The organism is Arthrobacter sp. P4_F10, from assembly GCF_056401435.1.
Map to the genome: position 1 here is coordinate 285,247 of NZ_JBFUJJ010000005.1, position 24,004 is coordinate 309,250.

Consider the following 24,004-nt stretch of genomic DNA (forward strand, 5'->3'; position numbering starts at 1 on the left):
CCGGGGTGCCGGCCCGGAGCACGTCCGATGACACTTGCAGGGATCTCGCCTGGCAGTTCAGAGCCACTTGCGGTGCTTGAACGAAAGGTACAGGACGACACCCATGGCGAGCATGAGGCCGAGCGCGAACGGGTAGCCCATCGACCAGGCCAGTTCGGGCATGACGTCGAAGTTCATCCCGTATACGGTTCCCACGAGGGTGGGGGCGAAGAGGATGGCCGCCCAAGCAGAGATCTTCTTGACTTCCTCGTTTTGGCTCAGGCCCGCTTCGGAGAGGTGCCGCATCTCCTCGTTCTGGGCCAGGCTCAATTCAGAGAGACGCTGCATCTCCTCGTTCTGTTGCTGGGCTACCAGCGTTGCGTGGACGGTCAGCGCGCTCTGAAGCAGAACACGGAAAGCGTCGACGCGTTCCACGACGCGGATGACGTGGTCATGGACGTCCCTCAGCCTGCGCTGCAGCTCCAGATCAAGATGGTATTTCTCCGCACCGCGTTCAAGAGCCTCCAGCATGGGCCGAATCGGGTGCGTGGCGCGCTGGAACTCGATGACTTCCCGGGAGAGCTCGTAGATCCGGCGGGCCACGTCCGGGCCGGCGCTGAACAGCTCGTCCTCGATCTCGTCGATGTCGTTTTCCAGGCCGGCGACGACGGGTTCATACTGGTCCGCGACTTCGTCCAGGATTGCGTACAGCACGGCCTGCGGGCCCAGCGCCAGCAGCTCCGGGGCGGCCTCCATCCGGCGGCGGACCTTGGCCAGGTTAGGGGACTCCGCATGTCGGACCGTGACCACGAAGTCCGGACCGACAAAGACGTGCAGCTCGCCGAACTCAACCTTCTCTACATCGTCCAGATACCGTGCCGGGCGCAGCACGGTGAACAGCGTGTCCCCGTAGCGTTCAAGTTTGGCCCGCTGGTGACCGTGGAGGGCATCCTCAACGGCAAGCTCGTGCAGGCTGAACTCGTTCGCAACCGATGTCAGTTCATCCAGGCCCGGACGGTACAGCCCGATCCACGCCATCCCCCCGCGTGCCCGCATGACCTCATACGTTTCATCCAGATTCTTGGGGTTGTCCGTCCGCAGACCGTCAACGTAGACGGCGTTGTCGATCATGGTCATGATGTCTGTCCCTCGCTCCTGCATGCAGCCCTGGCCGATCCCACAGCCAAGGCGCCGGCGGGTCCACTGTATCCGGACGCGGGACAACCCCGCAGGATCGCGCGGATGCGCGCACGATTCAGAGTCCAGACAGCTAGTCGCGCAGGGTGCCGGACGCGTTCCGGGTCCGAGTCCCCAACGCCGCCGCTGGACGTCGTAGGCCTTGACGAAGGCAACGCGGGTGAGATCGATGAGGCGGGGGCCGCGGACGTCGGCGGAGAACACTTCGCCTTCGCGGTGGGCTATACCTTGCCCGCGTTAAGGAACCGTCAGGATTGTTCGCCTGGCGGTAGCGGCGGTTGCCGGGGCTGGTACTGTCGCGGACGGAAGCGGCGCGGTGCGCCGCGTAGAAAGGACATCATGACCACGCTCAGCCGGCCCCCGGCAGATCCTTCGGCGCCCCGGCCGGGCGCAGGGGAGCACTTCAGGAACTGGCTGCTGTTCGGCCTCCAGGACGCCAAGGGAATCCACCAAGGGCCCGGGGCCGTGAGCGACAGCCACCTGAAGAAACACACGTGGTGGCAGGTCATGTGCCTGACCGGCGTGGATTACTTTTCCACCCTGGGCTACCAGCCCGCCATTGCCGCGCTCGCGGCCGGCGTGATTTCGCCGCTGGCCACCCTGGTCCTCGTCGCCGTCACCCTGCTGGGCGCATTGCCGGTGTACCGACGTGTCGCTGGCGAAAGTCCGCGCGGTGAAGGGTCCATCGCCATGCTGGAGCGGCTGTTGCCGCGCTGGGGCGGGAAACTGCTCGTCCTGGTGCTGCTCGGCTTCGCCGCCACAGACTTCATGATCACCATGACGCTCTCCGCCGCCGACGCGACCGCTCACGCCATCGAAAACCCCTTCGCCCCCGACTGGATGCAAGGCCAGAACGTCGCGGTCACGCTCGTCTTCCTGGCCCTGCTCGCCGCGGTGTTCCTGCGCGGCTTCAAGGAGGCGATCGGCGTCGCCGTCGTCCTCGTGGGTATTTACCTCGGACTGAACGTGATCGTGGTCATAACAACGATCTTCGAGGTCATCAGCCACCCGGTGGCCGTGGACAACTGGTGGCTGGCCCTGACCACCCAGCACGGGAGCCCGCTGATGGTGGTGGGCATCGCGCTGCTGGTCTTCCCGAAGCTGGCCCTGGGACTCTCCGGGTTCGAGACCGGGGTCGCCGTCATGCCGCAGATCCGCGGTCACGCCACGGACACCGAGGAGAACCCTGAGGGCCGGATCAAGGGGGCCCGCCGACTGCTGACGACGGCGGCCCTCATCATGAGTGCCTTCCTCATCACGACCAGCTTCACCACGGTGGTGCTGATCCCGGCGCAGGAATTCCAGCCGGGCGGGCAGGCGAACGGGCGTGCCCTGGCTTACCTCGCCCACCAATACCTGGGCGACGGATTCGGCACCGTCTACGACATCAGTACCATTGCCATCCTGTGGTTTGCCGGCGCCTCGGCCATGGCCGGGCTCCTGAACCTCGTGCCGCGCTATCTGCCCCGGTACGGCATGGCTCCGGAATGGGCCCGCGCGGTCCGGCCGCTGGTCCTGGTGTTCACGCTCGTGGGGTTCCTGATCACCTGGCTGTTCGACGCCGACGTCGACGCCCAGGGCGGCGCCTACGCCACCGGCGTCCTGGTCCTGATGACATCGGCGGCGATTGCCGTGACGTTGTCCGCGCGCAGCCGGCGGCAGCGTAAGCGCAGTATCGGCTTCGGCGTCATCGCCGTCGTGTTTATCTACACCACGGTGGCCAACATCTTCGAACGGCCCGAAGGCATTCGGATCGCGGCGCTCTTCATCGTCGGGATCATCGTGATCTCCCTGCTCTCCCGCCTCCGGCGCTCCTTCGAGCTCCACGCCACTCACGTGCGGATGGACACCCCTGCCCTGGAATTCCTGGCCGCCAATGAATCGGGCCCCATCGCGATCATTGCCCACGAACCGCTGCGGCTGAGCGCCGAGGCGTACCGGGACAAGCTCACGTCCGCCATTGAGGTCAGCCACCTCCCGGTGGACTACCAGGCGATATTCCTCGAAGTCGTGGTGGACGACTCGTCGGACTTTGAGACCGCGCTCGAGGTCCGCGGGGTGATCCGGCATGGGTACCAGATCCTGGAGGTCCACGGGCCTGTTGTACCGAACACGATCGCCTCCGTGCTGCTGCACATCCGCGATGTCACCGGGCTGATGCCGCACATCTACTTCCGATGGACGGAGGGAAACCCGTTCACCAACCTCCTGCGGTTCCTGGCGTTCGGCGAAGGCGAAATCGCGCCGGTCACCCGTGAAGTGCTGCGCGAGGCCGAGCCGGACGTCACAAAGCGTCCGTGGGTCCACGTCGGCTGACGCCGGGCCCTTGAGCCGGGCGCCCGGCAGCAGGGGCCGGGGAACACAAACGCCCCTCCGGAGGAGTCCTCCGGAGGGGCGTTGTGGTCTTCGGGGAAGTGTCCCGGCCAGGCGGCCGGGGCAATTCCAACGTACTTAGAGCGGGCGGATGTTCTCAGCCTGCGGGCCCTTCGGGCCCTGCGTGACGTCGAATTCAACCTTCTGGTTCTCGTCCAGCGAGCGGTAGCCGCTCGTGGCGATTGCCGAGTAGTGGGCGAAAACGTCGGCCGACCCGTCATCCGGGGCAATGAAGCCAAAACCCTTTTCGGCGTTGAACCATTTAACTGTGCCTGTAGCCATGCCTTTATCCTTCTGAAATGCTGCTGATCTCCGGCGGCCCTGCGGCCAACGGCTGCGGAGACATTCGTCCGCTGTCCCCAACGTACGGTGCGACGGGCCGCGGTGCAAGGGTCTAGCGACGGTCTTCGTCTCGGCCGCTTGCTTCAGTCATGCCGAGACGGAGGCGTCGAAGAGCTCAATCAGGTCCCGGCTTATCTGGTACGGCGAGGTCTCGCTGGGGCTGTGGCCGCCGCGGTAGACCGCAATTCGCGCCCCGATCGACTGCGCGAAGTTGCGGTGCAGCGCCAGCGGCCAGAGGTCGTGTTCGCCGACGGCGACAAGCTTCGGCAGCGTCGCGGCGGCCAGGACCCACCGCAGATCCGGTGTGTGCTTCATGAGGCCGATGATGTCAATGACGGAGGCGCGGCGCGTAAACGCGAACCGGCTCTTCACGAACCGCAGCCGTTTGGGCGCCACACGGGCAACGTTCCTGCGGATACCCCAAATCATCAACGCTGTGCCGACCCTGCTGCTGACCCAGCGACTGAACCAGCCGGCCAGGCGCAGGCCGCGGAAACTCTGACCCGGCTCGGGCGGGCAGCTGATCAAGGTCAGGCTGCGGAATTTCTCTGGCCGTTGGGCGAAGGCCAGTTGGACTACGATCGCCGCGAAGGAGTATCCCACGACGTGCACCGCGCCTTCTTCGGCATCCAGCATGGCGAGGAGGTCGTCGCGGAAGAGTTCGTAATCGTAGCGGCGCCGGGGCGGAACGAGGTTTTCCGGCCCGGCCGGGGCGGATTCATACTGCCCGGCGATGTCGCAGCTGAGGACGAAGTAGCCGGCCGCCGCGAGCTCGGGCAGCATGAGGATGAAGTCTTCCTTGGAGCCGGTTGCACCCGGGATGAGCACGACGCGCGGGTTCCCGGGATCTCCGGTGGAGATGGTCGCCAGCGTGCCGCTGGGCGCCGCGAACTCACCGCGCACCACGCCTTTCGGAAGTTCGGCCCAGTCGAAGTCGGGCAACGCGGCGTCCCGGCGGGCGGCATCGTCCACCAGCCCCGAACCGAAGCCCTCGGGCTCGGGAAATGGTGTGCCCTCTGCGTTGCGGCCGACAGACACCATAGACCTAACATAGCCCCTTCATCTGCTTAGCCGGCCAGGCTGCCGGCGGCTTTCGCGGGGGAGAGCGGGGTATCCACCTGGCGCACCGTTCCCGCGGATCCGTCCACGGTCACCCTCTGGCCGGTCCGGAGCCGGGTGGTAGCGTCCGGCACTCCCACCACGGCCGGGATGCCGTATTCGCGGGCCACCACTGCGCCGTGCGAGATCACCCCGCCCATCTCCATCACCAGGGCGCCGGCGGTCATGAACAGGGGTGTCCACCCAGGGTCGGTGGAAGGTGCCACGAGGATTTCCCCGGGCTCCAGGTGGGCGCCCACCGGATCCAGGATGACCCGGACCGTTCCGGTGGCGGTACCAGCCGACGCCGGTGTCCCGGCGAGGGCGCCGGAGGCGGGGGACTTGGCCATCACGGCGGCCTCCACGTCCGTGCCGTCGGAGAGCAGCAGCCGGGGAATCCGGCGCCGGCGCAGTTCGACGTCGTAGAGCCGGCGGCGGTCCGCGACGATGCCCTTGAGGTCGGCTCCCCGCAAGCCCACGCGGACCTCGTCGAATTCGAGGAAATACACATCGTCCGCGGCGGCAACCGAACCGGTCCGGGCCAGTTCGGTACCGACCTCTTTGAGCTGGCGGCGCATTTCCGCGAGCGCGAGGACGATGTAGAACTTGGGCAGTTCGCGCAGCCCCGACAACTGCCGGGTCCGGCGCAGGCAGAACTCGACCTGATGCGCCCGGAACCGGCTGCGGGCCCTGGTCCGTTCCACAAGGTCGCGGATCCTGGCCTCGGCATGTTCCTCAGCGCGGGCGAACTGCCGGTCCGGGGCCTGTTCGGGGTCCTCAACGTGGAGGTAGTTCGAGATCATGCCGAAGATATGGTCCGGCTTCTCCGACCACCGCGGCATGCCAAGGTCTATCTCCGCTACGGCGCGGTGGCCGTACCGGTCCAGGAACCCGTGCACGCCGGTCTGCGCCACCGCGGGCAGCGCGCCGGCCGCGTAGCTGGCAGCCAGTTCCTTCGGAGCGTGGGCCAGGAAAACCTCACGGGATGCGTCATTCGCGCCGATGGAGACGGCCAGTTGCCAGAGCTCAAGGTCCATCTCAGTGGTGACGTTGTTGGGCAGCCCCCGCAACACCGCCTCGAGTTCCCGCGGTTCCGCGATGCCGCGCAGCAGCCTCCGGGCACCGGCCAGCAGGAGGTAGCCAACGGACGGTCCGGGCAGCGTCGCCTGGATCAACCCGTCCACGGTGTTGTCCAGGATGCGCTGGGCGTGATCGAGCCGGCCAAAGGTGGTTGCCGGTTCCGGCAGTACGAGCTCCGCTTCGAGGCGATTTCCGTAGTCGAAGGCGCTGCGCAGTTCGGCTGCGGGCCGTACCGCGGCCCGCAGCATGGCTGGAATCAGCCGGACCGTCATGCCCAGGTTGGCCATACGTGCCGCAGTGTTCGCTGCAGCGCCGACCTTCCCGGGCTTCCGCGGGACCGGCGCGCCCGGTACGGCCGGACGGGTTCGCCGGGACGGCCGTGGGCGCACGCCGAACCGCGGGTCATCCAGGAGCGCCGGGAAAACCGCGCCGGACCTCCCGTCCGCCAGCGGGAGCATTCGCAGCAGGTAGCGGCGGCCGTATTTGTTGTGAACCAGGGGCGTCATGTCTATGTACATGCGCAGCCCTGGGTTTACGTACTGCCACGGCCCATTTCGGTTCCTCATGGAGCCCAGCACCGAGAGCCCCATCGGGGTGAGCGGCCGGGTCAGGCCCTGGAGCAGCGTGCCGCACAGGTACACGCGGGTTTCAGCCGAGGCCGCCGACTCTGTGCCAAGGGGTTCGGGGGCGGCCGGGTCCGGCAGCGGGTACAACGTGGTGATCGGCCGCGACTGGGTCACCCAGATCTTGCCGGCGGCGTCAATCACCCATTCCATATCCTGGGGTGCGCCGAAGAGCCGCTGGACGGTATCGCCCAGCGCCGTGAGTTCGCGGATCCGGGCGTCGTCCAGGCTCGGCCGCCGCCTGGCCGCGGTCCTTTCCGGGGAGCGGAGCAGGATGCGTCCGGTGGCCGTATCCACGACGAAATGGTCCGGGTTCACGCTGCCGGAGACCACCGCCTGGCCGGGCCCGGCGCTCGCATCGATGACCGTTTCGGTCCGGGTGCCGGTCACCGGATTGGCGGTGAACAGCACGCCGGCGGTGGCGGCAGCGACGACGTCCTGGACGACGACGGCGAGCCCGACGTCGCGGTGGCTGATCGCGTTGGCGCAGCGGTAGGCCACGGCCCGTTCGGTCCAGAGTGAGGCCCAGCAGCGGCGGGCGGACTCGACCACGGCATCGGCTCCGGAAATGTTGAGGAAGGAATCCTGTTGTCCGGCGAAGCTGGCGAAGGGCAGGTCCTCGGCGGTGGCGGAGGACCGTACCGCCACGGCGGCGCCGCTGCCGAGCGCGGCATACGCGGCGCGGAGGGCGGCATCGACGTCGGCGGGAATCGGCGCGGTCACGATCATTTCCCGCGCCTGCCTCGCCAGCTCGCCCAGGTCAGGCCCGGGGTGGTCCAAGACGGCGTGGCCCGGCTGGCCGTCGTTCGGGGATCCGGGCTGCGCGGCGTCCAGGCGGGCCGCCAGTGCGTCCAGTTCGGCCGGGGCGGCCTTCCGGTAGGCGGCCGTGGTGAGGCAGAAGCCGCGCGGCACAGGGAACCCGGCTGCGGTGAGCTTGCCGAGGTTCACGGCCTTGCCGCCGACGAGTTGCAGGGGAGTGGAGCCCAATGCACTGAGATCCACGACGAAGCTTTCCGGCGCCCTGCCCTCTGCAGAACCCATTTTCCTGCTCCCACGTCCTGTCCGCGTATTCAAGCCGCGTATCCAGGCCGCGGCTTGAAGCCGTGGCCGGTTGCCGGTCCTGCGCCCGGTGCGGCATCCCTGCCAAGTGTTGCTGCAGGCCTACTGGCCGGCGTCGGCCTCGCCGGTGTCCTCCCACATGAGATCCAGGTTGCGGAAGACCGGCGGACCGTCGCACAGGGCGGCCATCTTCGCGGCGAATTCGGAGGTCTCGGGCCGGTTGGAGTTCTCCATGGCGGACTCGTAGGAGTCGAATTCAACGATCGTGAGGTAGGTGCCGGGGCGGTCGCGGTCGGCGGTGGCCATGATGCGGCGGAAGGTCGGGGCCGTGGACCCCTCGGTTCTTGACGGGCGGCCGAGTTGTTCGATCTCCTCGATGCGGGACGACTGGAACTCGATGATCTGCACAAACCTGGCCATGACGGCTCCTCGACGGCGGCGGATGCTGATGCGCTTCACGCTAGACCCTCGCCCCTGCCCGTGCAAGGGCGGGGGCAAGCAGTCGCGCGGCCTCCGGCGCCGCCGCCGTCGTGGGTCCTGCTACGGGGTCAGCAGGACCTTGATGGCGCGCCGTTCGTCCATGGCGCGGTAGGCCTCGGGCGCCTCCTCGAGCGGCATGACCGAGTCGAACACCCGGCCCGGATTGATGGTGCCGTCCAGCACGTCGGCCAGCAGTTCCGGGATGTACGTCCGGGCCGGGGCCATGCCGCCGCCGATCGAGATGTTGGTGTCGAACAGGAAGCGCAGCGGGGCTTCGGCCCCGCCGGTGGGGACGCCCACAAAGCCGAGGGCGCCGCCCGGGCGGACGCTGTGCAGCGCCTGTTCCATGGATTCCTTGGTCCCCACACACTCCAGCACCGAGTCGGCCAGAACGCCGCCGAGCAGTTCGCGGACCTTGGCGACACCGTCGTCCCCGCGTTCGGCGACGATGTCCGTGGCCCCGAATTCGCGGGCGATCGCCTGGCGGTCGGCGTGCCGTGACATGGCGATGATCCGCTCCGCGCCGAGGCGCTTGGCGGCCAGCACGCCGCAGAGGCCGACGGCGCCGTCGCCGACCACGACGACCGTCCGGCCGGGCCCGGCCTTGGCGGCGAGGGCCGCGTGGTGGCCGGTGGCCATGACGTCGGAGAGCGTGAGCAGGCTGGCGCGGAGGGCATCGTCGGGATCGGTGACGCCCGGGACCTTGACCAGTGTGGACTCGGCGAGCGGCACGCGGACAGCCTGGCCCTGGCCGCCGTCGATCCCGTGACCGGTGTCATCTTTGCCGCCCCAGCCGGCGAGGTGATCGCAGGCGACCGTGACGCCGTTGAGGCACTGGGGGCACTCGCCGCAGCTGACCACGAAGGGTGCGATCACGAGGTCGCCCACGGCAAGGTCCTTGACGTCCTCGCCGATGCTTTCCACCGTCCCGATGAACTCGTGTCCGATTGCGGACGGCTTGTGGGTGGGCTTGACCCCGCGGTAGGGCCACAGATCCGAGCCGCAGACGCAGGAGGCGGTGACCTTCACGATGACGTCGGTGGGCCGCTGGAGGGTGGGGTAGTCGCGGTCTTCGACTCGGATGTCGCCGGGACCGTGGATGATGGTGGCGCGCATGGGGGCTCCTCGCATGGTGGTGGGTGGGCTTGGACCGAGTTTAGTCGTCCCTGCGCGGCTGGCCGTTTCGAACCGTGCCCTGCGTCCCGGGCGGACGGCGGCCGCTAGCGCATGCCCTCGCGGCGGATCGCGGTGGCGATCGCTGCGGCCCGGGTTTCCACTCCGAGCTTGGCATAGATGTGCGCCAGGTGCGTTTTCACGGTGGCCTCGGAGATGAACAGCCGCTGGCCCAGCTCACGGTTGCTGAGGCCTTCGATCAGCAGGCTCAGCAGCTCGGCTTCGCGTGGCGTCAGGATTTCGTCCGGGTTCCGCAGCTGCTGGAACAGCCGTGACGCCACCGGCGCGCTCATCACGCTCTTGCCTTGGACCGCCCCCCGGATCGCGGCGAAGATCTCCTCTGGCGCGGCGTCCTTGAGCAGGTAGCCCATGGCGCCGGCGTCAACGGCGCGGACAATGTCAGCGTCCGAATCGTAGGTGGTGAACACCAGGACGGCCTGCCTGCTGTTGCGGCGGCGCAGCTGCTTGATGGCCTCGATGCCGTCCATGCCGGGCCCCATGGCGAGGTCCATCACCACCACGGCGGGACCGAGCTGCTCCATCTGGACCAGCGCCTCCTCGCCGGAGGCCGCCTCGGCCACGACCTGTATATCGGGCTGCGTTCCCAGCAGTGCCCTGAGCCCGCTGCGCACCACCAGATGGTCGTCCACCAGCAGGACGGTAATCGGATTCACTGTTCCTCCGCAGTTGGCAGTTGCGCGGCCACGATGGTTCCTTCGCCGGGGGTGCTTTCCACCGAGAATACGCCGCCCAGCCGTTCCACCCGCTGGCGCATGGCCCGGAGCCCGTAACCTCCCGCGTCCGACGGCGGTGCCAGCGACTGCGGGTCGAAGCCGGCGCCGTCGTCGTAAACATCCAGCGTGACGGCGCCGGGCAGGAAGCCCAGCGTCACCGTGGCGCTGGCCGCCGCTGCGTGGAGTTTGATGTTGGCCGCGGCGCTCTGGACCACGCGGAGCAGCGCGTGCCGGACATCCGCGGGGACTGGGCGCGGCTCGCCCGTGACCAGCAGACGCACCCCTGGGACGTACTGGGACGCCGCCTGAAGCAGGGCATCCGGAAGCGGGGCCGTGTCCAGCCCGGGGGAGGCGAGCTCGTGGACCAGGCTGCGGGTGTCCGCCAGGTTCCGGCGCAGCATTCCGCTGACGGTTTGGACGTCCGCGCGCGCCGCCGGGCTGGGCCATGACCTGTTCGCGGCTTCCAAAAGGAGGAGGCTGCTTGCCAGGCCCTGCGTCACGGTGTCGTGGATTTCCTGGGACACTCTCTCGCGCTCCTCGACCGTGCCGGCCCTGCGCTCGCTGGCCGCCAGCCGGCCCTGCGCCAGCGACACCTCGGCGTGCAGCCGGCGCTGTTCGGTGGCGTCGTGCTCGATGCGGGTGTAGATCAGCGTCAGCATGACGCCGACGGCCAGCGGCCCCAGGAGCATGGCAATATCGCTGCCGCCGCTGAGCCGGAACAGCCCCACGGCGGTGGCTGCCGCCGTCGCGCCTCCCGCGAGGTACGCCACGGGGCCGCTGAAGGCGGTCCGGCACAAGAAGAACAGCGCGAACGAGCACCACGCGAAGCTTGGCGCCGCGATCACCAGCACCGCCCAAAGCGCCACCAGGACGAACATCCACACCGCCCACGGCCGGCGCCGCTGCGAGAGCACGGCGATCACGGCGTACAGCGAACACACCGCCGCGGCCAGGGCCAGCACCCACAGGTTGTCCGCCGGGCTGTGCCGCATCACGTAGCGGACCGCCGACGCCACCAGCAGGACGGCAAAACCAAGATGGACGACGGCGTCAATCCGGCCCAGCGGGCCGCTTCCGGCAGCGGTGTTGTGCGGGACGGTGGAGGGGCCCGGCGTGGGGAGGGCTGGTGAAGGGGAGGGCATGGGGTCCGGTTCCGGTGGAGGAGTGCTACCCACCATGCTATGACCCGCGCCGTTACTGGTCTCTCAGCCTTTTGGCTGATACGCCCAGCCCGATGGGGGAGGTTGCGGCAGACTAACGCCCGATGCCCTGCCAGGTCCTAAAGGGAAGCATGGATTCGAGGCCCGGGGCACGAATCCGGGCAGTCCCCAGAACCTGATTCCTAGGAGTACTCGTGAAGATGTCCAAGAAAATCGCCGCTTCCGCTGCCGTCGGAGCACTGCTCCTGACGGGCGGGCTGACGGCTGCAGCCAACGCCGGCACCCCAGCCGGCGCTCCTCCGGCGGCCGCCGCTCCCGCCGCTGTTCCCGCCGTCGACATCCAGCCGGTTCCCGAAACCGTGGTTGCCCAGAACCGGATCAGCGTCGGCGCCTCCGCTGACGCGGTCAAGGCCGCTCTGGCCAAGTGCCAGGTGGACAAGTTGCCGTTCGTCACGGTGGCCTTGGTGGACAGGTTCGGGACAGTGCAGGCCTTGCTCCGCGGCGACAATGCTGCCGAGCACACCATTGAAGCGGCGCAGCAGAAGGCCTATACGGCTGCCGCCTTCGGCACGCCCACCAGCGAACTTGCCAAGCGCATTAACGGCAACGGACCCAGCATCGCGGACCTCCCCGGCACCCTCTTCCTGGCCGGCGGAGTCCCGCTCAAGGTCAACGGGGTCTCCGTGGCCGGGATCGGCGTGGGCGGCGCCCCGGATGGCATGCTGGACGAAGGCTGCGCAAGTGCCGGGGCCGAGGCCATCGCTGCCGGGGCCTCGAAGTAGGCGCTGGGTTCATGCAGCGGTGCAGGGCATGGCGGCGGGCACGGCAGGTATCCGTGGCGGTCATCGCAACAACAGTCCTGGCTGCCTGCCTGGCATCCTGCCAACAGGCTTGGGATCCCGGCCCGTTCGCGGCAGCGCCGTCGGCAAGTCCTCCAACGGTCGCGGCAACGCCGCCGGCAAGTCCTCCAACGGTGGCGGCAGCGCCGTCGGCAAGTCCTCCAACGGTCGCGGCAGCGCCGTCGGCAAGTCCACCAACGGCCGCGGCAACGCCGTCCACCGGTCCCGCCTTGTCCCCTGAGGCGCAGGCTGACCTCGACCAGAGGCTGATCCGGGCCGCGAAAGCCAACGATGCCGGCGCTGTAGCGGAGCTAATCCGGGCCGGGGGCAACGTCAACGCCAAGGACGCCCTCCAGGACTCGGCGTTCCTCTACGCAGGTGCAGAGGGTTTCAACGAGGTGCTCCAGCTGACCTTGGCCGCCGGTGCGGACGTGCGGAGCACCAACCGCTTCGGCGGAACGGCGCTGATTCCCGCCAGCGAACACGGGCACGTGGACACCGTAAAGATCCTGATCGCTGCGGGCGTGCCCGTGAACCACGTCAACAGCCTGGGCTGGACGGCCATGCAGGAAGCCGTCCTGCTCAACAATGGCGGGCCACGGCAGCAGGAGGTGGTGCGCCAGCTCCTCGAAGCCGGCGCAGACTCCGGCATCCGTGACCCCCAGGGCCGCACAGCCCTGGAGAACGCGGAACGCCTGGGCTTCGGCGCCATCGCGAAGCTGATCCGGGAGCGGGACCAGCCGCGGTGACGGTGCGGAATTTCCCCACCTTTGCCGCCGGTGGCCGCGCGGCGGCCCGGAACGCGCCGGTCAAGGCGGTCAAAGGTGGGGAGGTTCGGCGGCGCCTTGGTGTCCGTCCCCGGCTAGACGGCTTCGAGCACGCTGACGTAGTTGGCGATGCCCACGCCGCCCATGTTCTGCACCGCGGCCCGGCGCGGGTTGGCCAGCTGCATGGCGCCGGCCGTCCCGGTGAGCTGCATGGCGGCGATGACGTGCTGGGAGACGCCGGTGGCGCCGACGGGGTGGCCCTTGGCCTTGAGCCCGCCGGAGACGTTGACCGGCAGCTTGCCGTCCTTGAAGACCCAGCCTTCCTCGAGCGCCCGGGCCCCCTGGCCGCGTTCGGTCAGTCCCATGGCCTCGTACATCAGCAGTTCGGCGATGGTGAAGCAGTCGTGGACTTCCGCGAAGTCGAGCTCCTCCAGCCCGACGCCGGCCATCCCCAGGGCACGCTGCCAGGAAGCCCGCGTGGCGGCGAATTCGGTCGGGTCCCGGCGCTCGGCCGGGAAGAAGTCGTTCGCCTGGCCGAAGCCGGCGAGCCGGACCGGGGCGGTGACGCCCCCGGTCGGCGCGACGCTGAGGACGACGGCGGCGGCGCCGTCGGACACGGGGGAGCAGTCGGTGCGGCGCAGCGGATCTGCCACCATCGGGTTCTTGTCCGAGACGGTGCGGCAGAACTCCTCGCCGAGGTCCTTGCGGAGCTGGGCGTAGGGGTTGTCGACGCCGTTGCGGTGGTTCTTCGCCGCGATGGTGCCAAGGACGTCGCCGAGGCTGCCAGAGCCGTAGCGCTTCCCGTAGTGCTTCGCGACCTCGGCGAAGAGCCCCGTGAACCCAGTGGTGGAGGCCTTGCCGGCCATGTCGTAGTCCGCACCGAGCAGGGCCGCGCCCACGACGTCGGCCCCGGCCTGCGTCATCTTTTCGGCACCGATCACCAGGACGGTCTTCGCGGTGCCGGCCAGCAGGGACTTGGTGCCCTGCTGGAACGCGGCCGAGCCGGAGGCGCAGGCGTTCTCGACCCGCGTGGAGGGCACGTTGGCCAGCTGGTCCGAGACCTGTAACGCGAGCGAGGACGGGAAGGCCAGCGGCATCATGCCGGAGTTGAACTGGCCGAGGTAGATCTCATCGATCTGGCCGGCCTCGATCCTGGCGTTGCCGATCGCCTCGGTGGCGACCTGCACGATCAGGGACTCGAGGGTGTCGTCGGTCAGCTTGCCGAAGCGGCTGTGGCCCCAGCCGATGAGCAGGACATCCTTGCCGAACTGGTCTTTCAGGCTCATGCGCCTGCCACCTCCACTGTTTCTTCGATCTCAAGGGTTCCTTCGAGCTCCGGGCCGACGCCGAACTCTGCCTCGGTCTTTGCGCGGATCTCCTCCACGGTGACGCCGGGGGCCAGCCGGGTCAGCGTCAGCTGCCGGCCGGCGCCTGTTTCCTGTTCGTCCTTCACCAGGTCGAAGACCGCGAGGTCGCTGATGATGCGGTCCACGCAGCTGAGCCCGGTGAGCGGCAGCGTGCATTCCCTGACTATCTTGGCGGTGCCGTCCTTGGCGTTGTGCTCCGTCAGGACCACGACGCGCGGGGTGCCGGCCACGAGGTCCATGGCGCCTCCCATGCCCTTGACCATCTTGCCGGGGATGGTCCAGTTGGCGAGGTCGCCGGCGCCGGAGACCTGCATGGCGCCGAGGATCGCGACCTTGACGTGGCCGCCGCGGATCATGCCGAAGGACGTCGCGGAGTCGAAGATGCTGCCGCCAGGCAGAACGGTCACGGTCTGCTTGCCGGCGTTGATGAGGTCGGCGTCTTCCTCGCCCTCGTAGGGGAACGGGCCCATGCCGAGCAGCCCGTTCTCGCTCTGCAGGACAACGCGGACGCCGTCGGGCAGGTTGTTGGCCACCAGCGTGGGGATGCCGATGCCAAGGTTGACGTAGTCGCCGTCGTTCAGTTCTTCGGCCGCGATGGCGGCCATTTCATCTCGGGTCCAAGCCATGGTGATTCTCCTGAAAAGGTGTGGGTGGGCGGCGCGCAGGCCGGATTAGACGGTGACGGCGGATGCCGCTTGCGCCGCTTCTGCTTCCGCATCGCGGCGGGGGCGGACGGTGCGCTGTTCGATGTCCTTGACGCGGCCGCTGGCCTGGACCAGGCGCTGGACGAAGACGCCGGGGGTGATGATGTGGTTCGGGTCCAGCTGGCCGGGCTCGACGATCACTTCGGCTTCGGCGACCGTCACTGCGCCGGCCGTAGCCACCACCGGATTGAAGTTCTGGGCGGTGTAGCGGTAGATCAGGTTGCCGTCGGTGTCGGTGGTGTGGGCGTGGACCAGCGAGACGTCGGCCTTGATGGCGCGTTCCAGGACGAAAGTCTCGCCGTCGAACTCCGCCAGCGGCTTGCCTTCGGCGACCAGGGTGCCAACACCGGTCTTCGTGTAGAAGGCCGGGATGCCGGCGCCACCGGCACGCAGCCGCTCGGCTAGGGTGCCCTGCGGGGTGAACTCCACCTCCAGTTGGCCGGCGAGGTACTGCTCGGCGAAGAGCTTGTTTTCCCCGACGTAGGACGCGATGACTTTGCGGACCTGGCCGCCTTCGATCAGTATGCCGAGGCCCTTGCCGTCCACGCCCATGTTGTTGGAGACCACCGTCAGGTTCCTCACCCCGGAGTCCCGCACTGCCTCGATCAGGTCAGCGGGGATCCCGCTGAGGCCGAAACCGCCGACGGCGAGCGTCATGCCGTCCCGCAACACGTCCTGCAGGGCGGCTGCTGCCCCGGATTTCACCTTTGACATTGCATCTCCTCATTGAGCTTTTGAGCCACCGGCGGGCGGGGCCTGGAGCCCGCCGCCGTGATCCACTTTGTGGACTATTCTTCTGAAGAAGGAGCCTATGGTGTGGCGTGAAGCACTGTCAACGCCGAATTTCCGCTTGGACTGGTGCATTTTTACAGTGTGGACGGTAGGCTAATCGGTGTCCACAATGTGGATCTATTCCGAGGAATCGCGAGGAAAATGATGAACTCCGTCCCCGTGCAGGGCGCCCAGGTGGTGAGCCGGGTCGCGGCCCTGCTGAGGATCGTGGGCCAGAAGCCGGAAGGCTCCCCGCTGGTGGAGCTGGTGCGCGACTCGGGGCTGACGCGCCCCACGGTGCACCGTCTGCTCAGCTCCCTGGCGGCCGAGGGCCTGCTGGACCAGGATCCGGGCAGCGGCAACTGGGTCCTGGGCCCGGAGATCCTGCTGCTGGGGTCCGTGGCCTCGGCGCGTTTCCCCCTGGAGGACATTGCGAGGCCGAGCCTCCGGCGCCTGGCCGAAGAGACCGGCGAGAGTGCGTTCTTCTCCATCCGCCGCGGCAACGAAACGGTGTGCCTGCTCCGGGAGGAAGGCAGCTTCCCGGTCCGTTCCTTCGTGCTGCATGAAGGCGTGCGGTTTCCGCTCGGGGTTGCCTCCGCCGGCACCGCCATCATGGCTTTCCTGCCGCCAGAAGAGCAGGAGGAACTGCTCGCGGACTGGGCAGCGCACGCCGGCAGTTTTGCGGCTGCGCACACCGAAGCCCGTGTCAGGCAGAATCTGGAGGCGACGCGGCAGGCCGGTTATTCGGTCAACCCGGGGCTGGTCCTGGAAGGCAGCTGGGGGATGGGCGCGGCGGTCTTCAACCAGCGGGGCCGCCCCGCCTGGGCACTGTCCCTCACCGGCATCGAGCCACGCTTCCGGGAAGACAGGCGCCCGCAGCTGGGGCGGCTGCTCATGGACGAGGCCCACCGCATCTCGACGCTGCTGCAGGGCTAGCCAGGCGCCTGACCCTCGCCAAGGGCCTGAATCTCGACGGCGCTGCCCGCCGCTCGATCGCCGCCCGGCCATCGTGGGGCACTTTGACGCGGACACGTCGGCAATTGAGGCCGAAACGGTCCAGCCAGGGTTCAAAGTGCCCCGGTTCGGCTCAGGCTACCTCGGACGGTTCACCTGGTCTCGAGGCTCTTGCGCAGGCGCCGGTTGTGCCAGAAGCTGGCAGCACAGCTCACCATCGCGTCGAGCCGAAGGAGCGCAGCCTCATGAAAAACATCAAGATCTCTTTCGATCACTATGGCAGCCCGGACCTCGTCACTGTGGGCGAGGAGGAACTGCCGGCTCCGGGGGAGAGCGAGGTCCAGGTGGGAATCCGCGCCGCCGCTGTCAATCCGGTGGACTGGAAAGTCGTTGCCGGCTACCTGGATCGGTACCTTCCCCTGGACTTCCCCGCAGTTCCCGGCTGTGAGGCGGCAGGAACGGTGACCGCCGTCGGCCCCGGCGTGACCGGGTTCGAGGTGGGCGACGAGGTCATCTGGAATGGCATTTCCGGAGGCTACCGCGCCGTGGCAAATCTTCCGGCCAGCCAGCTGACGCCAAAGCCCGCGGGCATCGATTTTGAGCAGGCGGCGTGCGTCGCGATAGCCGGCGGCGCAGCGTATTCGGCGCTGGTCCAGCTTGGCATTGGCGTGGGGGACACGGTCCTCATCCACGGCGCAGCAGGCGGGGTCGGCTCGGCGGCAGTCCAGATCGCGCGGCACCTCGGCGCCCGGGTCATTGGCACCGCGTCAGAGCAGAATCATGACTATTTGCGCGGCCTCGGCGCCGAGCCCGTGGCCTATGGCGAAGGGCTCGTGGAACGCGTCCGCTCCCTGGGCACCATCACCGCCGTCGTGGACACCTATGGCGGCGAGGAGACTACTACAGCGACGGTCCAGTTGCTCGGCGGCCACGGCGCCGCGGTGACCACTGTGCCTGGCAAAGAGGCCAACGCTGCCGGAATTGCGCCGGTCAGGCTGCTGGACGGACGGGTAGCGGAGACGGCCCGGCTGTCCGCCGATGGAAAGCTCCGCTTCAGCATCCAGGAGCGGATTCCCCTCACCGATGCGGCCCGGGCGCTGGGCATCAGCCGCGCAGGCCATGTCCGGGGCAAGCTCGTGCTGATCCCGTAACTGGAACCTCAGCGGGGCTCAGGCTATTTCCACCACGTATCGAAAATCGTCACCGGGACCGTGCGCTTGTGGCGGGTCCGCAGATACATTGCCTCGATCCGTTCGGCCGCGGCATCCGGTACGTCGCGGCCCTCGAGGTAGTCATCGATCGTGTCGTAGCCCAGGCCGAGCTCGTCCTCGTCGGTGCGGCCGGGCTTGCCGTCCAGGAGGTCCGCCGTCGGGATCTTTTCCCAGATCCGGGCCGGCGCCCCGAGTTCGGCCAGCAGCGCGCGGTTCTGGCGCTTGTTGAGGCCGAACAGCGGCAGGATGTCCGCGCCGCCGTCGCCAAACTTGGTGAAGAACCCGGTGACGGATTCGGCGCCGTGGTCCGTGCCGATCACCAGATAGTTGTGCTCACCGGCCAAGGCGTACTGGGCAATCATCCGGGTCCGGGCCTTGGTGTTGCCCTTGTGGAAATCGGAAATCTCCGTGCCCACCGTCTTCTGGAATTCGTCCTCGAAGCCGTCCACCGCGGCCGAGATGTTGAACATCCATTCGGTCTTGGCGCGCACGAAGTCCAGGGCAGCCTGGGCGTCGTCCTCGTCGTGCTGGACGCCGTAGGGGAGCCGGACGGCCACGAAATTCGCCTCGGTGCCCTCGGCCTCGAGTTCCTCAACCGCCAGCTGGGCCAGCCGGCCGGCCAGGGAGGAGTCCAGGCCGCCCGAGATGCCCAGGACGAAGCCCTTGGTGTGGGTGGCCGTCAGGTATTCCTTGAGGAACGCCACGCGTTTGCGCACCTCCCCGGCAGGGTCGATCCGGGGCTGCACGCCCATTTCTTCGATGATCTTCGCCTGGAGTTCACGCATGACCCTCAGCCTAGCCAGCGCTGTCAACAACGCTCAACTGTGACTGTCAGCTGGGCGCTGCGCACCACCACTGGCGCTGCGCACCACCGTTGGCGCTGCGGCACCATACCCTGCGCTGCGCAAAACCGCTGGCGCTGCGCCAAACCGTTGGCGCTGCGGAGATACCCGTAGCGCAGGGTATTTTGCGCCGCGCCCGCCAGGTTGCGCAGCGGAAACCGCGTACGCCATCACGACGCCTGCCGCGCCGGTCCGGTGGAGCCGCGGACCGTGAGGTGGGTGGGCATCACGGACCGGCTTCGGGTGCCGCCGCCGGCGAGCGGGTTCAGCTGGGCCAGCAGCATGGAGACCGCCACGCGGCCGGCCTGTTCGATTGGGGAGGCCATGGTGGACAGCGGCGGGTTGCAGAAGTCGGCGCCAAAGATGTCGTCGCAGCCCACAATGCTCATGTCCTCGGGGACGCGGATGCCGCGTTCGCGAAGGCGCTGGAGCATGCCGATCGCGATGAGGTCGTTGAACGCAATGCAGGCGGTGACTCCACTGTGTACGGCGGCGTCCGCGGCTGCTGCGCCAGACTGCGTCTTGGGGGCGAAGGGACCCAGCCGGCGCACCTCCACGCCGCGCTCCTCGGCTGCCTCGGACAGCGCAGTCCACCGCCGTTCGCTGGACTGCGACGTCGGCGGGCCAGCCACATAGGCCACGCGGGTGTGTCCCAGCGAGATCAAGTGGTCCAGCGCCTGGCTGGTGGCGGCCGGTGTGTCGATCAGGACCGCGGGAACGCCGGGCACGTCACGGTTGATGGTGACCATGGGCATCTTCGCCGCCGCGTCCAGCAGGGCTTCGTCGCTGAGCCGGGATGCGGCAACGATGATGCCGTCAGCGCTCTTGCGCAACTGCTCCACGGTGCTGGCCTCCACCTCGTCGGATTCCTCCGTATCCACCAGCAGTTGGGTGTACCCGGCCGCCTTGAGCTGGAGCTGTGTGCCCCTGATGAGGTCGAAGTAGAACGGGTTGGTGATATCCGGAACCAGGACTCCCACTGCGCCCGTGCGGCCGGAACTCAGCGCCTTCGCCTGGCTGTTGGGGGTGTAGTGCAGCTGGGCCGCGGCCGCCTCGATCCGCTGCCGCGTCCTGATGTTGACGCGGTCCGGGGTGGAGAGCGCCCGGGAAACGGTGGAGGCCGCCACGCCGCAGAGAGCGGCAATGTCATGGATGGTGGCCGGGCGGTCCACTGCTGCTGGTTGCGTCGTCGCCACGGCGCTCCTCTCTGAACGTGGTGGCCGGGCCGTACGGCCGGGTCGGAAGGGCGGCCCTGTGACTGCCGCCACAGAACCGGTCAGCAAAGAATGTCACAGATTCCCAACATTTGGCAATCGGTTGTCATTTGATTGCGGCACTGACTAAACTGGGTGTACACCATTTGTGAACTGCGTCACCGCGCTGGAGCCGGAAGCTGCCCGCGGCGGCCGCGAAACCCAGGAGATCCGCGTGAGCAACACATCAACCGCAGTCTGGTCGCTTTCAGGCTTCGGCGACGAAATAGATCCGGACCCGGCAGTTCAGGCGGCCGTGCTGCTGGCACTGGGCGCAAGCCACATCGAGGTGCGCAGCGCCTGGGGCACCAATGTCTCCGAGCTTGAGCCCGAACAGGTTGCCCGGCTGAAGGAAATCTTCGATGAGAAGGGCCTCAAGGTCTCGGCTGTGGCCAGCCCCATCGGCAAGGTGGACGTGAGCCTGCCGGTGGAGCATGAACTGGATCGGCTCCGCCAGATCATTTCGGTGGCCAAGGGGCTGGAGACAAAGTACGTTCGCATCTTCTCCTTCTACCGAGCCGAGGGCCGCAGCGCTGAAGATATCCGCGAGGACGTCCTGGTCCGCATGGGCGCCCTCGCGGCGCTCGCCGCGGAATCCGGAGTCGTGCTCCTGCATGAGAATGAAAAGGGCATCTACGGCGATACGCCGCAGCGCGTGCTGGACATCATGGAGTCCGTAAACTCAACCGCACTCCGGATCGCGTGGGACAACGCCAACTTCGTCCAGGTGGGCGTCAAGCCCTACACCGAGGGCTACGCCATGCTGCGCCCCTACCTGGAGTACTTCCAGGTCAAGGACGCGCTCGCCGCCACCGGGGAAGTGGTGCCCTCCGGCGAGGGCGATGGCGAGCTCGACGCCACCATCGCCGCCCTCAAGGCGGACGGGTACGCCGGCTTCGCCTCGCTGGAACCCCATCTGGCCAGCGCCCACGAACTGGGCGGCTTCTCGGGCCCGGTGGCCTTCGGCACCGCGGCGCGCGCCTTCGCCGCGCTGGCCGCCAAGAACCAGATCGAACTCGTCTAATCGAACCCGTTTAGCAGGAATGCACCACCACTGAAGAAGCCACCACTAAAGAAGTAGGGAGCTCCGGATGCCAAAGGCGGCAATCATCGGCTGCGGCGACGTGTCGATCGTTCACTTTGAAGCACTTGCAGGAATGGCCGACGCCGAATTGGTGGCGGTCTGCGACACGGATCCGGCGCGCCGCGCCGCGGCGCAGGAGGCTCACGGGGTCCCCGGCTTCGAGGACTACCGCGACATGCTCGAGGCGGCCGACCCGGACGTCGTGCACATCACCACCCCGCATCACGAGCATGCAGCGATCGCCATCGAATGCCTGCGCCGCGGCGTCCACGTGGTGCTGGAAAAGCCCCTGGCGCACACCTTGGCCGAGGGTGAAAGGCTGCTGGCCGCTGCTGCTGAAAGCACGGCGAAAATTGGGCTGTGTTTCCAAAACCGCTACAACGCCCCGGTGCAGGCAATGCGCCGGCTGCTGGACTCCGGCGAACTGGGCAAGGTGCTGGGAGCCTCGGCCACGGTCATGTGGCACCGGCAACCTGATTACTACCTCAGCCGGCCCTGGCGCGGAAGCTGGAGCGAGGGCGGCGGGGGCCTGATGATGAACCAGGCCATCCACACCGTTGACCTGCTGCAGTGGCTGATGGGCGACGTCGTCGCGCTCGCCGGCAGCGCCTCGACCCATGCGCTGGCAGAAGCCATCGAGGTGGAAGACACGGCAGAGTTTGCCGCGCTCCACAGCAACGGCGCGCGCAGCGTCTTCTACGCCACCCTCGCCAACACCCTCAACGCACCGGTCACCTTGGACATCAGTACCGAGACGGCAATGCTGAGCCTGCGCGGGGACCTTACGGTCACTTACGACGACGGGCGCAGCGAGGTGGTGCGTGAGCGCGCCATCGGCTCGGGCGGGCGTTCCTACTGGGGTGTTTCGCATGCCCTGCTGATCGCAGATTTCTATGCCGGACTGGCGCAGCCGGGCCCGTTCTGGATTGACGCCGCCGAAGGGGCGAAGTCGCTGCGGATCGTGAAGGAACTCTACCGGCAGGCCTACCCCGGCTCTGAGGAAAAAGTGTCCTAACCGGACGCCTCCCCGCGGCGTTCCCAGCCCGCGTGCGGACTTCTTGTGCGCCACGCGGCTGCCCAGCTACACCATTGCCCCAACTACGCGGCTGCCCAACCGTGCCCGCCGGGGCGCCCCCGCCTCAGTGCGTGCGCGCTTCCGGCGCGCCGTCGTGCGGCCCAACCACCCCCGTTCCGCAATAATTCAAAAAGGTTATGACAACCGGTTGCCAGATGTGGCAACCCAACGTACGCTGAACCCACAAGCGGCTCTGTGGCCCAGGCCACAGAGCCGCCGCAAACGTCCCGTGAAACGGACCTCGTCAAGCGATCCAAAGGAGCCAACAATGAAGTTCGGTCCCAAGGCAGCAGCTGCTGCCCTCATCCTCAGCGCGTCCCTCGCGCTCACCGCCTGTGGCGGCGGCGCCTCGGGCGCCAACAACGCTGCCGGCTCCAAAACAACCACGCTGACATTGGGTGCAGTACAGGAAATCCGTTCCTGGGACCCGGCCCAGGCGCACGTAGGACACTTCCTGCAGCCGTACCAGGCAGCATACGATTCCTTGCTGCTGCGGGAACCGGACGGCAAGCTCAGCCCCATGCTGGCCACGGCGTGGAAGTACAACGACGCCAACACCAAGCTGACCGTTGATCTCCGGACTGACGTGACCTTCAGCGACGGGGCCAAGTTCGACGCCGACGCGGCCAAGGCGAACCTGGATCACTTCAAGAAGGCGAATGGCCCGCAGATGGCCCAGCTCACCGCGGTCTCAGGGGTCAGAGTGGTGGATGCTGACACCATCGAGCTCGACCTGACGGCGCCCGATCCCTCGCTGGAGTTCTACCTCAGCCAGGCCGCGGGCCTGATGGGCAGCCCCAAGGCGCTGGGCACTGAAGGCATCAAGACCGAGCCCGTGGGCAGCGGCCCGTATGTCATGGACAAAGCCGCCACCGTCAAAGACTCGCAGTCGGTGTTCACCGCCCGCAAGGACTACTGGAATAAGGACGTTCAGAAGTTCGAGAAGGTCACCTTCAAGATCCTCGTTGACCTGACTGCCAGGACCAATGCCCTGGTTTCCGGACAGGTGGACGCCACGCTGCTGGATCCCAAGACCGGCAAGCAGGCAGAGGGCGCAAAGATGAAACTGGCAGCGACCGAGGTGGACTGGCAGGGCCTGACTCTATTCGACCGCGACGGCGCCAAGAACCCCGGACTGAAGGACGTCCGCGTCCGCCAGGCCATCAACTACGCGTTTGACCGCAAGACGATCCTGGACCAGGTCATGCTGGGTCAAGGCACCCCGACGTCCCAGCCCTTCGGCAAGGCCAGCGGCGCCTGGGTTGAGGAGCTCGAAAACAAGTACCCGTACGATCCGGCCAAGGCCAAAGCACTGTTGAAAGAAGCAGGCTACGAGGCCGGACTGGTACTCCAGGTCCCGAGCGTACCCGGGTTTGAAACGCAGCTGGCAGTGATCAAGCAGCAGTTGGCTGACGTCGGGGTCACCCTCGAAGTGGGCTCCGCCATCACGAACACCTACACCACCGATGTCGCAGCCCAGAAGTTCACCAGCATGTACTTCTCACTCTTCCAGGGTGAGCCGTGGGTGGCCATCAACCAGATCATCTCCACCAAGGCGCTCTACAACCCCTTCAAGACCACCACACCCGAACTCCAGGCCAAGATCGATGCCGTCCAGAACGGCGGCAAGGATGCTGGCAAGCTGGCCCAGGAAGTCAACAAGTACGTGGTGGAGCAGGCATGGTTCGCACCGCTGTTCCGTGTGAACCAGATGTACTACCACAACGCCAAGATCGACGTCACGCCGCAGATCCAGATGGCCGTTCCCTCGATCTACAACTACTCACCCGCCAAGTAGTACGGGCCAGGTAACCACTTAAAACCGGCGCAGGTCCGGCA

Annotated in this window: 22 protein-coding genes; 9 read left to right on the top strand and 13 right to left on the bottom strand. The window is 67.5% G+C overall.

Features of this window, described 5'->3' with window-relative positions; translation table 11 throughout:
• Nucleotides 1–57: 57 nt before the first annotated feature.
• On the bottom strand, nt 58–1,116 hold the full coding sequence (locus tag AC1DR1_RS08595; protein ID WP_229993492.1) for a magnesium and cobalt transport protein CorA: 1,059 nt from the start codon (nt 1,114–1,116) through the stop codon (nt 58–60).
• A 399-nt stretch (nt 1,117–1,515) separates the two neighbouring features.
• Between AC1DR1_RS08595 and AC1DR1_RS08600 the strand changes: the two genes are divergently transcribed.
• On the top strand, nt 1,516–3,492 hold the full coding sequence (locus tag AC1DR1_RS08600) for an APC family permease (RefSeq protein WP_229993493.1): 1,977 nt from the start codon (nt 1,516–1,518) through the stop codon (nt 3,490–3,492).
• A 135-nt stretch (nt 3,493–3,627) separates the two neighbouring features.
• Here AC1DR1_RS08600 and AC1DR1_RS08605 read toward each other — a convergent pair whose 3' ends face one another.
• From AC1DR1_RS08605 to AC1DR1_RS08635, 7 genes are all read right to left on the bottom strand, one after another.
• Complete coding sequence (locus AC1DR1_RS08605; protein ID WP_009357211.1) at nt 3,628–3,831, bottom strand: cold-shock protein; 204 nt, start codon at nt 3,829–3,831, stop codon at nt 3,628–3,630.
• A gap of 147 nt (nt 3,832–3,978) precedes the next feature.
• Entirely contained in the window at nt 3,979–4,932 is a 954-nt protein-coding gene (locus AC1DR1_RS08610; protein WP_364747028.1) for an alpha/beta fold hydrolase, read from the bottom strand.
• Nucleotides 4,933–4,958: 26 nt separating this feature from the next.
• Nucleotides 4,959–7,733 (bottom strand): PEP/pyruvate-binding domain-containing protein, encoded by a 2,775-nt coding sequence (locus AC1DR1_RS08615; protein WP_476992445.1) that lies wholly within the window; start codon nt 7,731–7,733, stop codon nt 4,959–4,961.
• 120 nt (nt 7,734–7,853) lie between these two features.
• On the bottom strand, nt 7,854–8,210 hold the full coding sequence (locus tag AC1DR1_RS08620; RefSeq protein WP_229993496.1) for a hypothetical protein: 357 nt from the start codon (nt 8,208–8,210) through the stop codon (nt 7,854–7,856).
• An 81-nt stretch (nt 8,211–8,291) separates the two neighbouring features.
• Nucleotides 8,292–9,347, bottom strand: coding sequence for a zinc-dependent alcohol dehydrogenase family protein (locus AC1DR1_RS08625; RefSeq protein WP_364747032.1), 1,056 nt, complete (start codon nt 9,345–9,347; stop codon nt 8,292–8,294).
• Nucleotides 9,348–9,451: 104 nt separating this feature from the next.
• Nucleotides 9,452–10,078 (bottom strand): response regulator, encoded by a 627-nt coding sequence (locus AC1DR1_RS08630; RefSeq protein ID WP_229993498.1) that lies wholly within the window; start codon nt 10,076–10,078, stop codon nt 9,452–9,454.
• Nucleotides 10,075–11,280 carry a sensor histidine kinase gene (locus AC1DR1_RS08635; protein WP_476992446.1) on the bottom strand — a complete coding sequence of 402 codons (1,206 nt, stop codon included), beginning with the start codon at nt 11,278–11,280 and terminating at the stop codon, nt 10,075–10,077. The genes AC1DR1_RS08630 and AC1DR1_RS08635 overlap by 4 nt, the downstream gene beginning before the upstream one ends.
• Before the next feature lie 218 nt (nt 11,281–11,498).
• Here AC1DR1_RS08635 and AC1DR1_RS08640 point away from each other — a divergent pair, with 218 nt between their 5' ends.
• The 3 genes from AC1DR1_RS08640 to AC1DR1_RS08650 all read left to right on the top strand — a co-directional run bounded on the left by AC1DR1_RS08640 (nt 11,499) and on the right by AC1DR1_RS08650 (nt 12,886).
• Nucleotides 11,499–12,080 (top strand): GlcG/HbpS family heme-binding protein, encoded by a 582-nt coding sequence (locus AC1DR1_RS08640; RefSeq protein WP_229995100.1) that lies wholly within the window; start codon nt 11,499–11,501, stop codon nt 12,078–12,080.
• A 109-nt stretch (nt 12,081–12,189) separates the two neighbouring features.
• The gene (locus AC1DR1_RS08645; protein WP_356815805.1) at nt 12,190–12,378 is read left to right on the top strand and encodes a hypothetical protein; all 189 of its coding nucleotides are present in this window, start codon (nt 12,190–12,192) and stop codon (nt 12,376–12,378) included.
• Entirely contained in the window at nt 12,368–12,886 is a 519-nt protein-coding gene (locus AC1DR1_RS08650; protein ID WP_356815803.1) for an ankyrin repeat domain-containing protein, read from the top strand. The genes AC1DR1_RS08645 and AC1DR1_RS08650 overlap by 11 nt, the downstream gene beginning before the upstream one ends.
• A 113-nt stretch (nt 12,887–12,999) precedes the next feature.
• Here AC1DR1_RS08650 and AC1DR1_RS08655 read toward each other — a convergent pair whose 3' ends face one another.
• Genes AC1DR1_RS08655 through AC1DR1_RS08665 form a run of 3 tightly spaced genes read right to left on the bottom strand, consistent with a single transcriptional unit; the run spans nt 13,000 to nt 15,689 of the window.
• A complete protein-coding gene (locus tag AC1DR1_RS08655; protein ID WP_476992447.1) occupies nt 13,000–14,190 on the bottom strand; it encodes an acetyl-CoA acetyltransferase in 1,191 nt (396 codons plus the stop codon).
• Entirely contained in the window at nt 14,187–14,897 is a 711-nt protein-coding gene (locus tag AC1DR1_RS08660) for a CoA transferase subunit B (RefSeq protein WP_229995096.1), read from the bottom strand. Before AC1DR1_RS08660 ends, AC1DR1_RS08655 begins: the two co-directional genes overlap by 4 nt.
• Before the next feature lie 45 nt (nt 14,898–14,942).
• Nucleotides 14,943–15,689 (bottom strand): CoA transferase subunit A, encoded by a 747-nt coding sequence (locus tag AC1DR1_RS08665; RefSeq protein WP_229995095.1) that lies wholly within the window; start codon nt 15,687–15,689, stop codon nt 14,943–14,945.
• 222 nt (nt 15,690–15,911) lie between these two features.
• On the opposite strand from AC1DR1_RS08665, the gene AC1DR1_RS08670 reads away from it, so the two are divergent.
• Nucleotides 15,912–16,682: an IclR family transcriptional regulator gene (locus tag AC1DR1_RS08670; protein WP_229995099.1), complete on the top strand. Its 771-nt coding sequence runs from the start codon at nt 15,912–15,914 to the stop codon at nt 16,680–16,682.
• 263 nt (nt 16,683–16,945) lie between these two features.
• On the top strand, nt 16,946–17,851 hold the full coding sequence (locus AC1DR1_RS08675; RefSeq protein ID WP_229995094.1) for an NADP-dependent oxidoreductase: 906 nt from the start codon (nt 16,946–16,948) through the stop codon (nt 17,849–17,851).
• A gap of 23 nt (nt 17,852–17,874) precedes the next feature.
• Here AC1DR1_RS08675 and nadE read toward each other — a convergent pair whose 3' ends face one another.
• Nucleotides 17,875–18,696, bottom strand: a complete 822-nt coding sequence (nadE, locus tag AC1DR1_RS08680; RefSeq protein ID WP_229995093.1) for an ammonia-dependent NAD(+) synthetase — start codon at nt 18,694–18,696, stop codon at nt 17,875–17,877.
• Nucleotides 18,697–18,923: 227 nt separating this feature from the next.
• Nucleotides 18,924–19,949, bottom strand: coding sequence for a LacI family DNA-binding transcriptional regulator (locus AC1DR1_RS08685; RefSeq protein ID WP_364747043.1), 1,026 nt, complete (start codon nt 19,947–19,949; stop codon nt 18,924–18,926).
• Between the two features lie 232 nt (nt 19,950–20,181).
• On the opposite strand from AC1DR1_RS08685, the gene AC1DR1_RS08690 reads away from it, so the two are divergent.
• The 3 genes from AC1DR1_RS08690 (at nt 20,182) to AC1DR1_RS08700 (ending at nt 23,963) form a co-directional block, all read left to right on the top strand.
• Nucleotides 20,182–21,030: a sugar phosphate isomerase/epimerase family protein gene (locus AC1DR1_RS08690; protein WP_364747045.1), complete on the top strand. Its 849-nt coding sequence runs from the start codon at nt 20,182–20,184 to the stop codon at nt 21,028–21,030.
• A 67-nt stretch (nt 21,031–21,097) separates the two neighbouring features.
• The gene (locus AC1DR1_RS08695; protein ID WP_476992448.1) at nt 21,098–22,105 is read left to right on the top strand and encodes a Gfo/Idh/MocA family protein; all 1,008 of its coding nucleotides are present in this window, start codon (nt 21,098–21,100) and stop codon (nt 22,103–22,105) included.
• 328 nt (nt 22,106–22,433) lie between these two features.
• Complete coding sequence (locus tag AC1DR1_RS08700; RefSeq protein WP_476992449.1) at nt 22,434–23,963, top strand: ABC transporter substrate-binding protein; 1,530 nt, start codon at nt 22,434–22,436, stop codon at nt 23,961–23,963.
• The last annotated feature ends 41 nt before the right edge of the window (nt 23,964–24,004 follow it).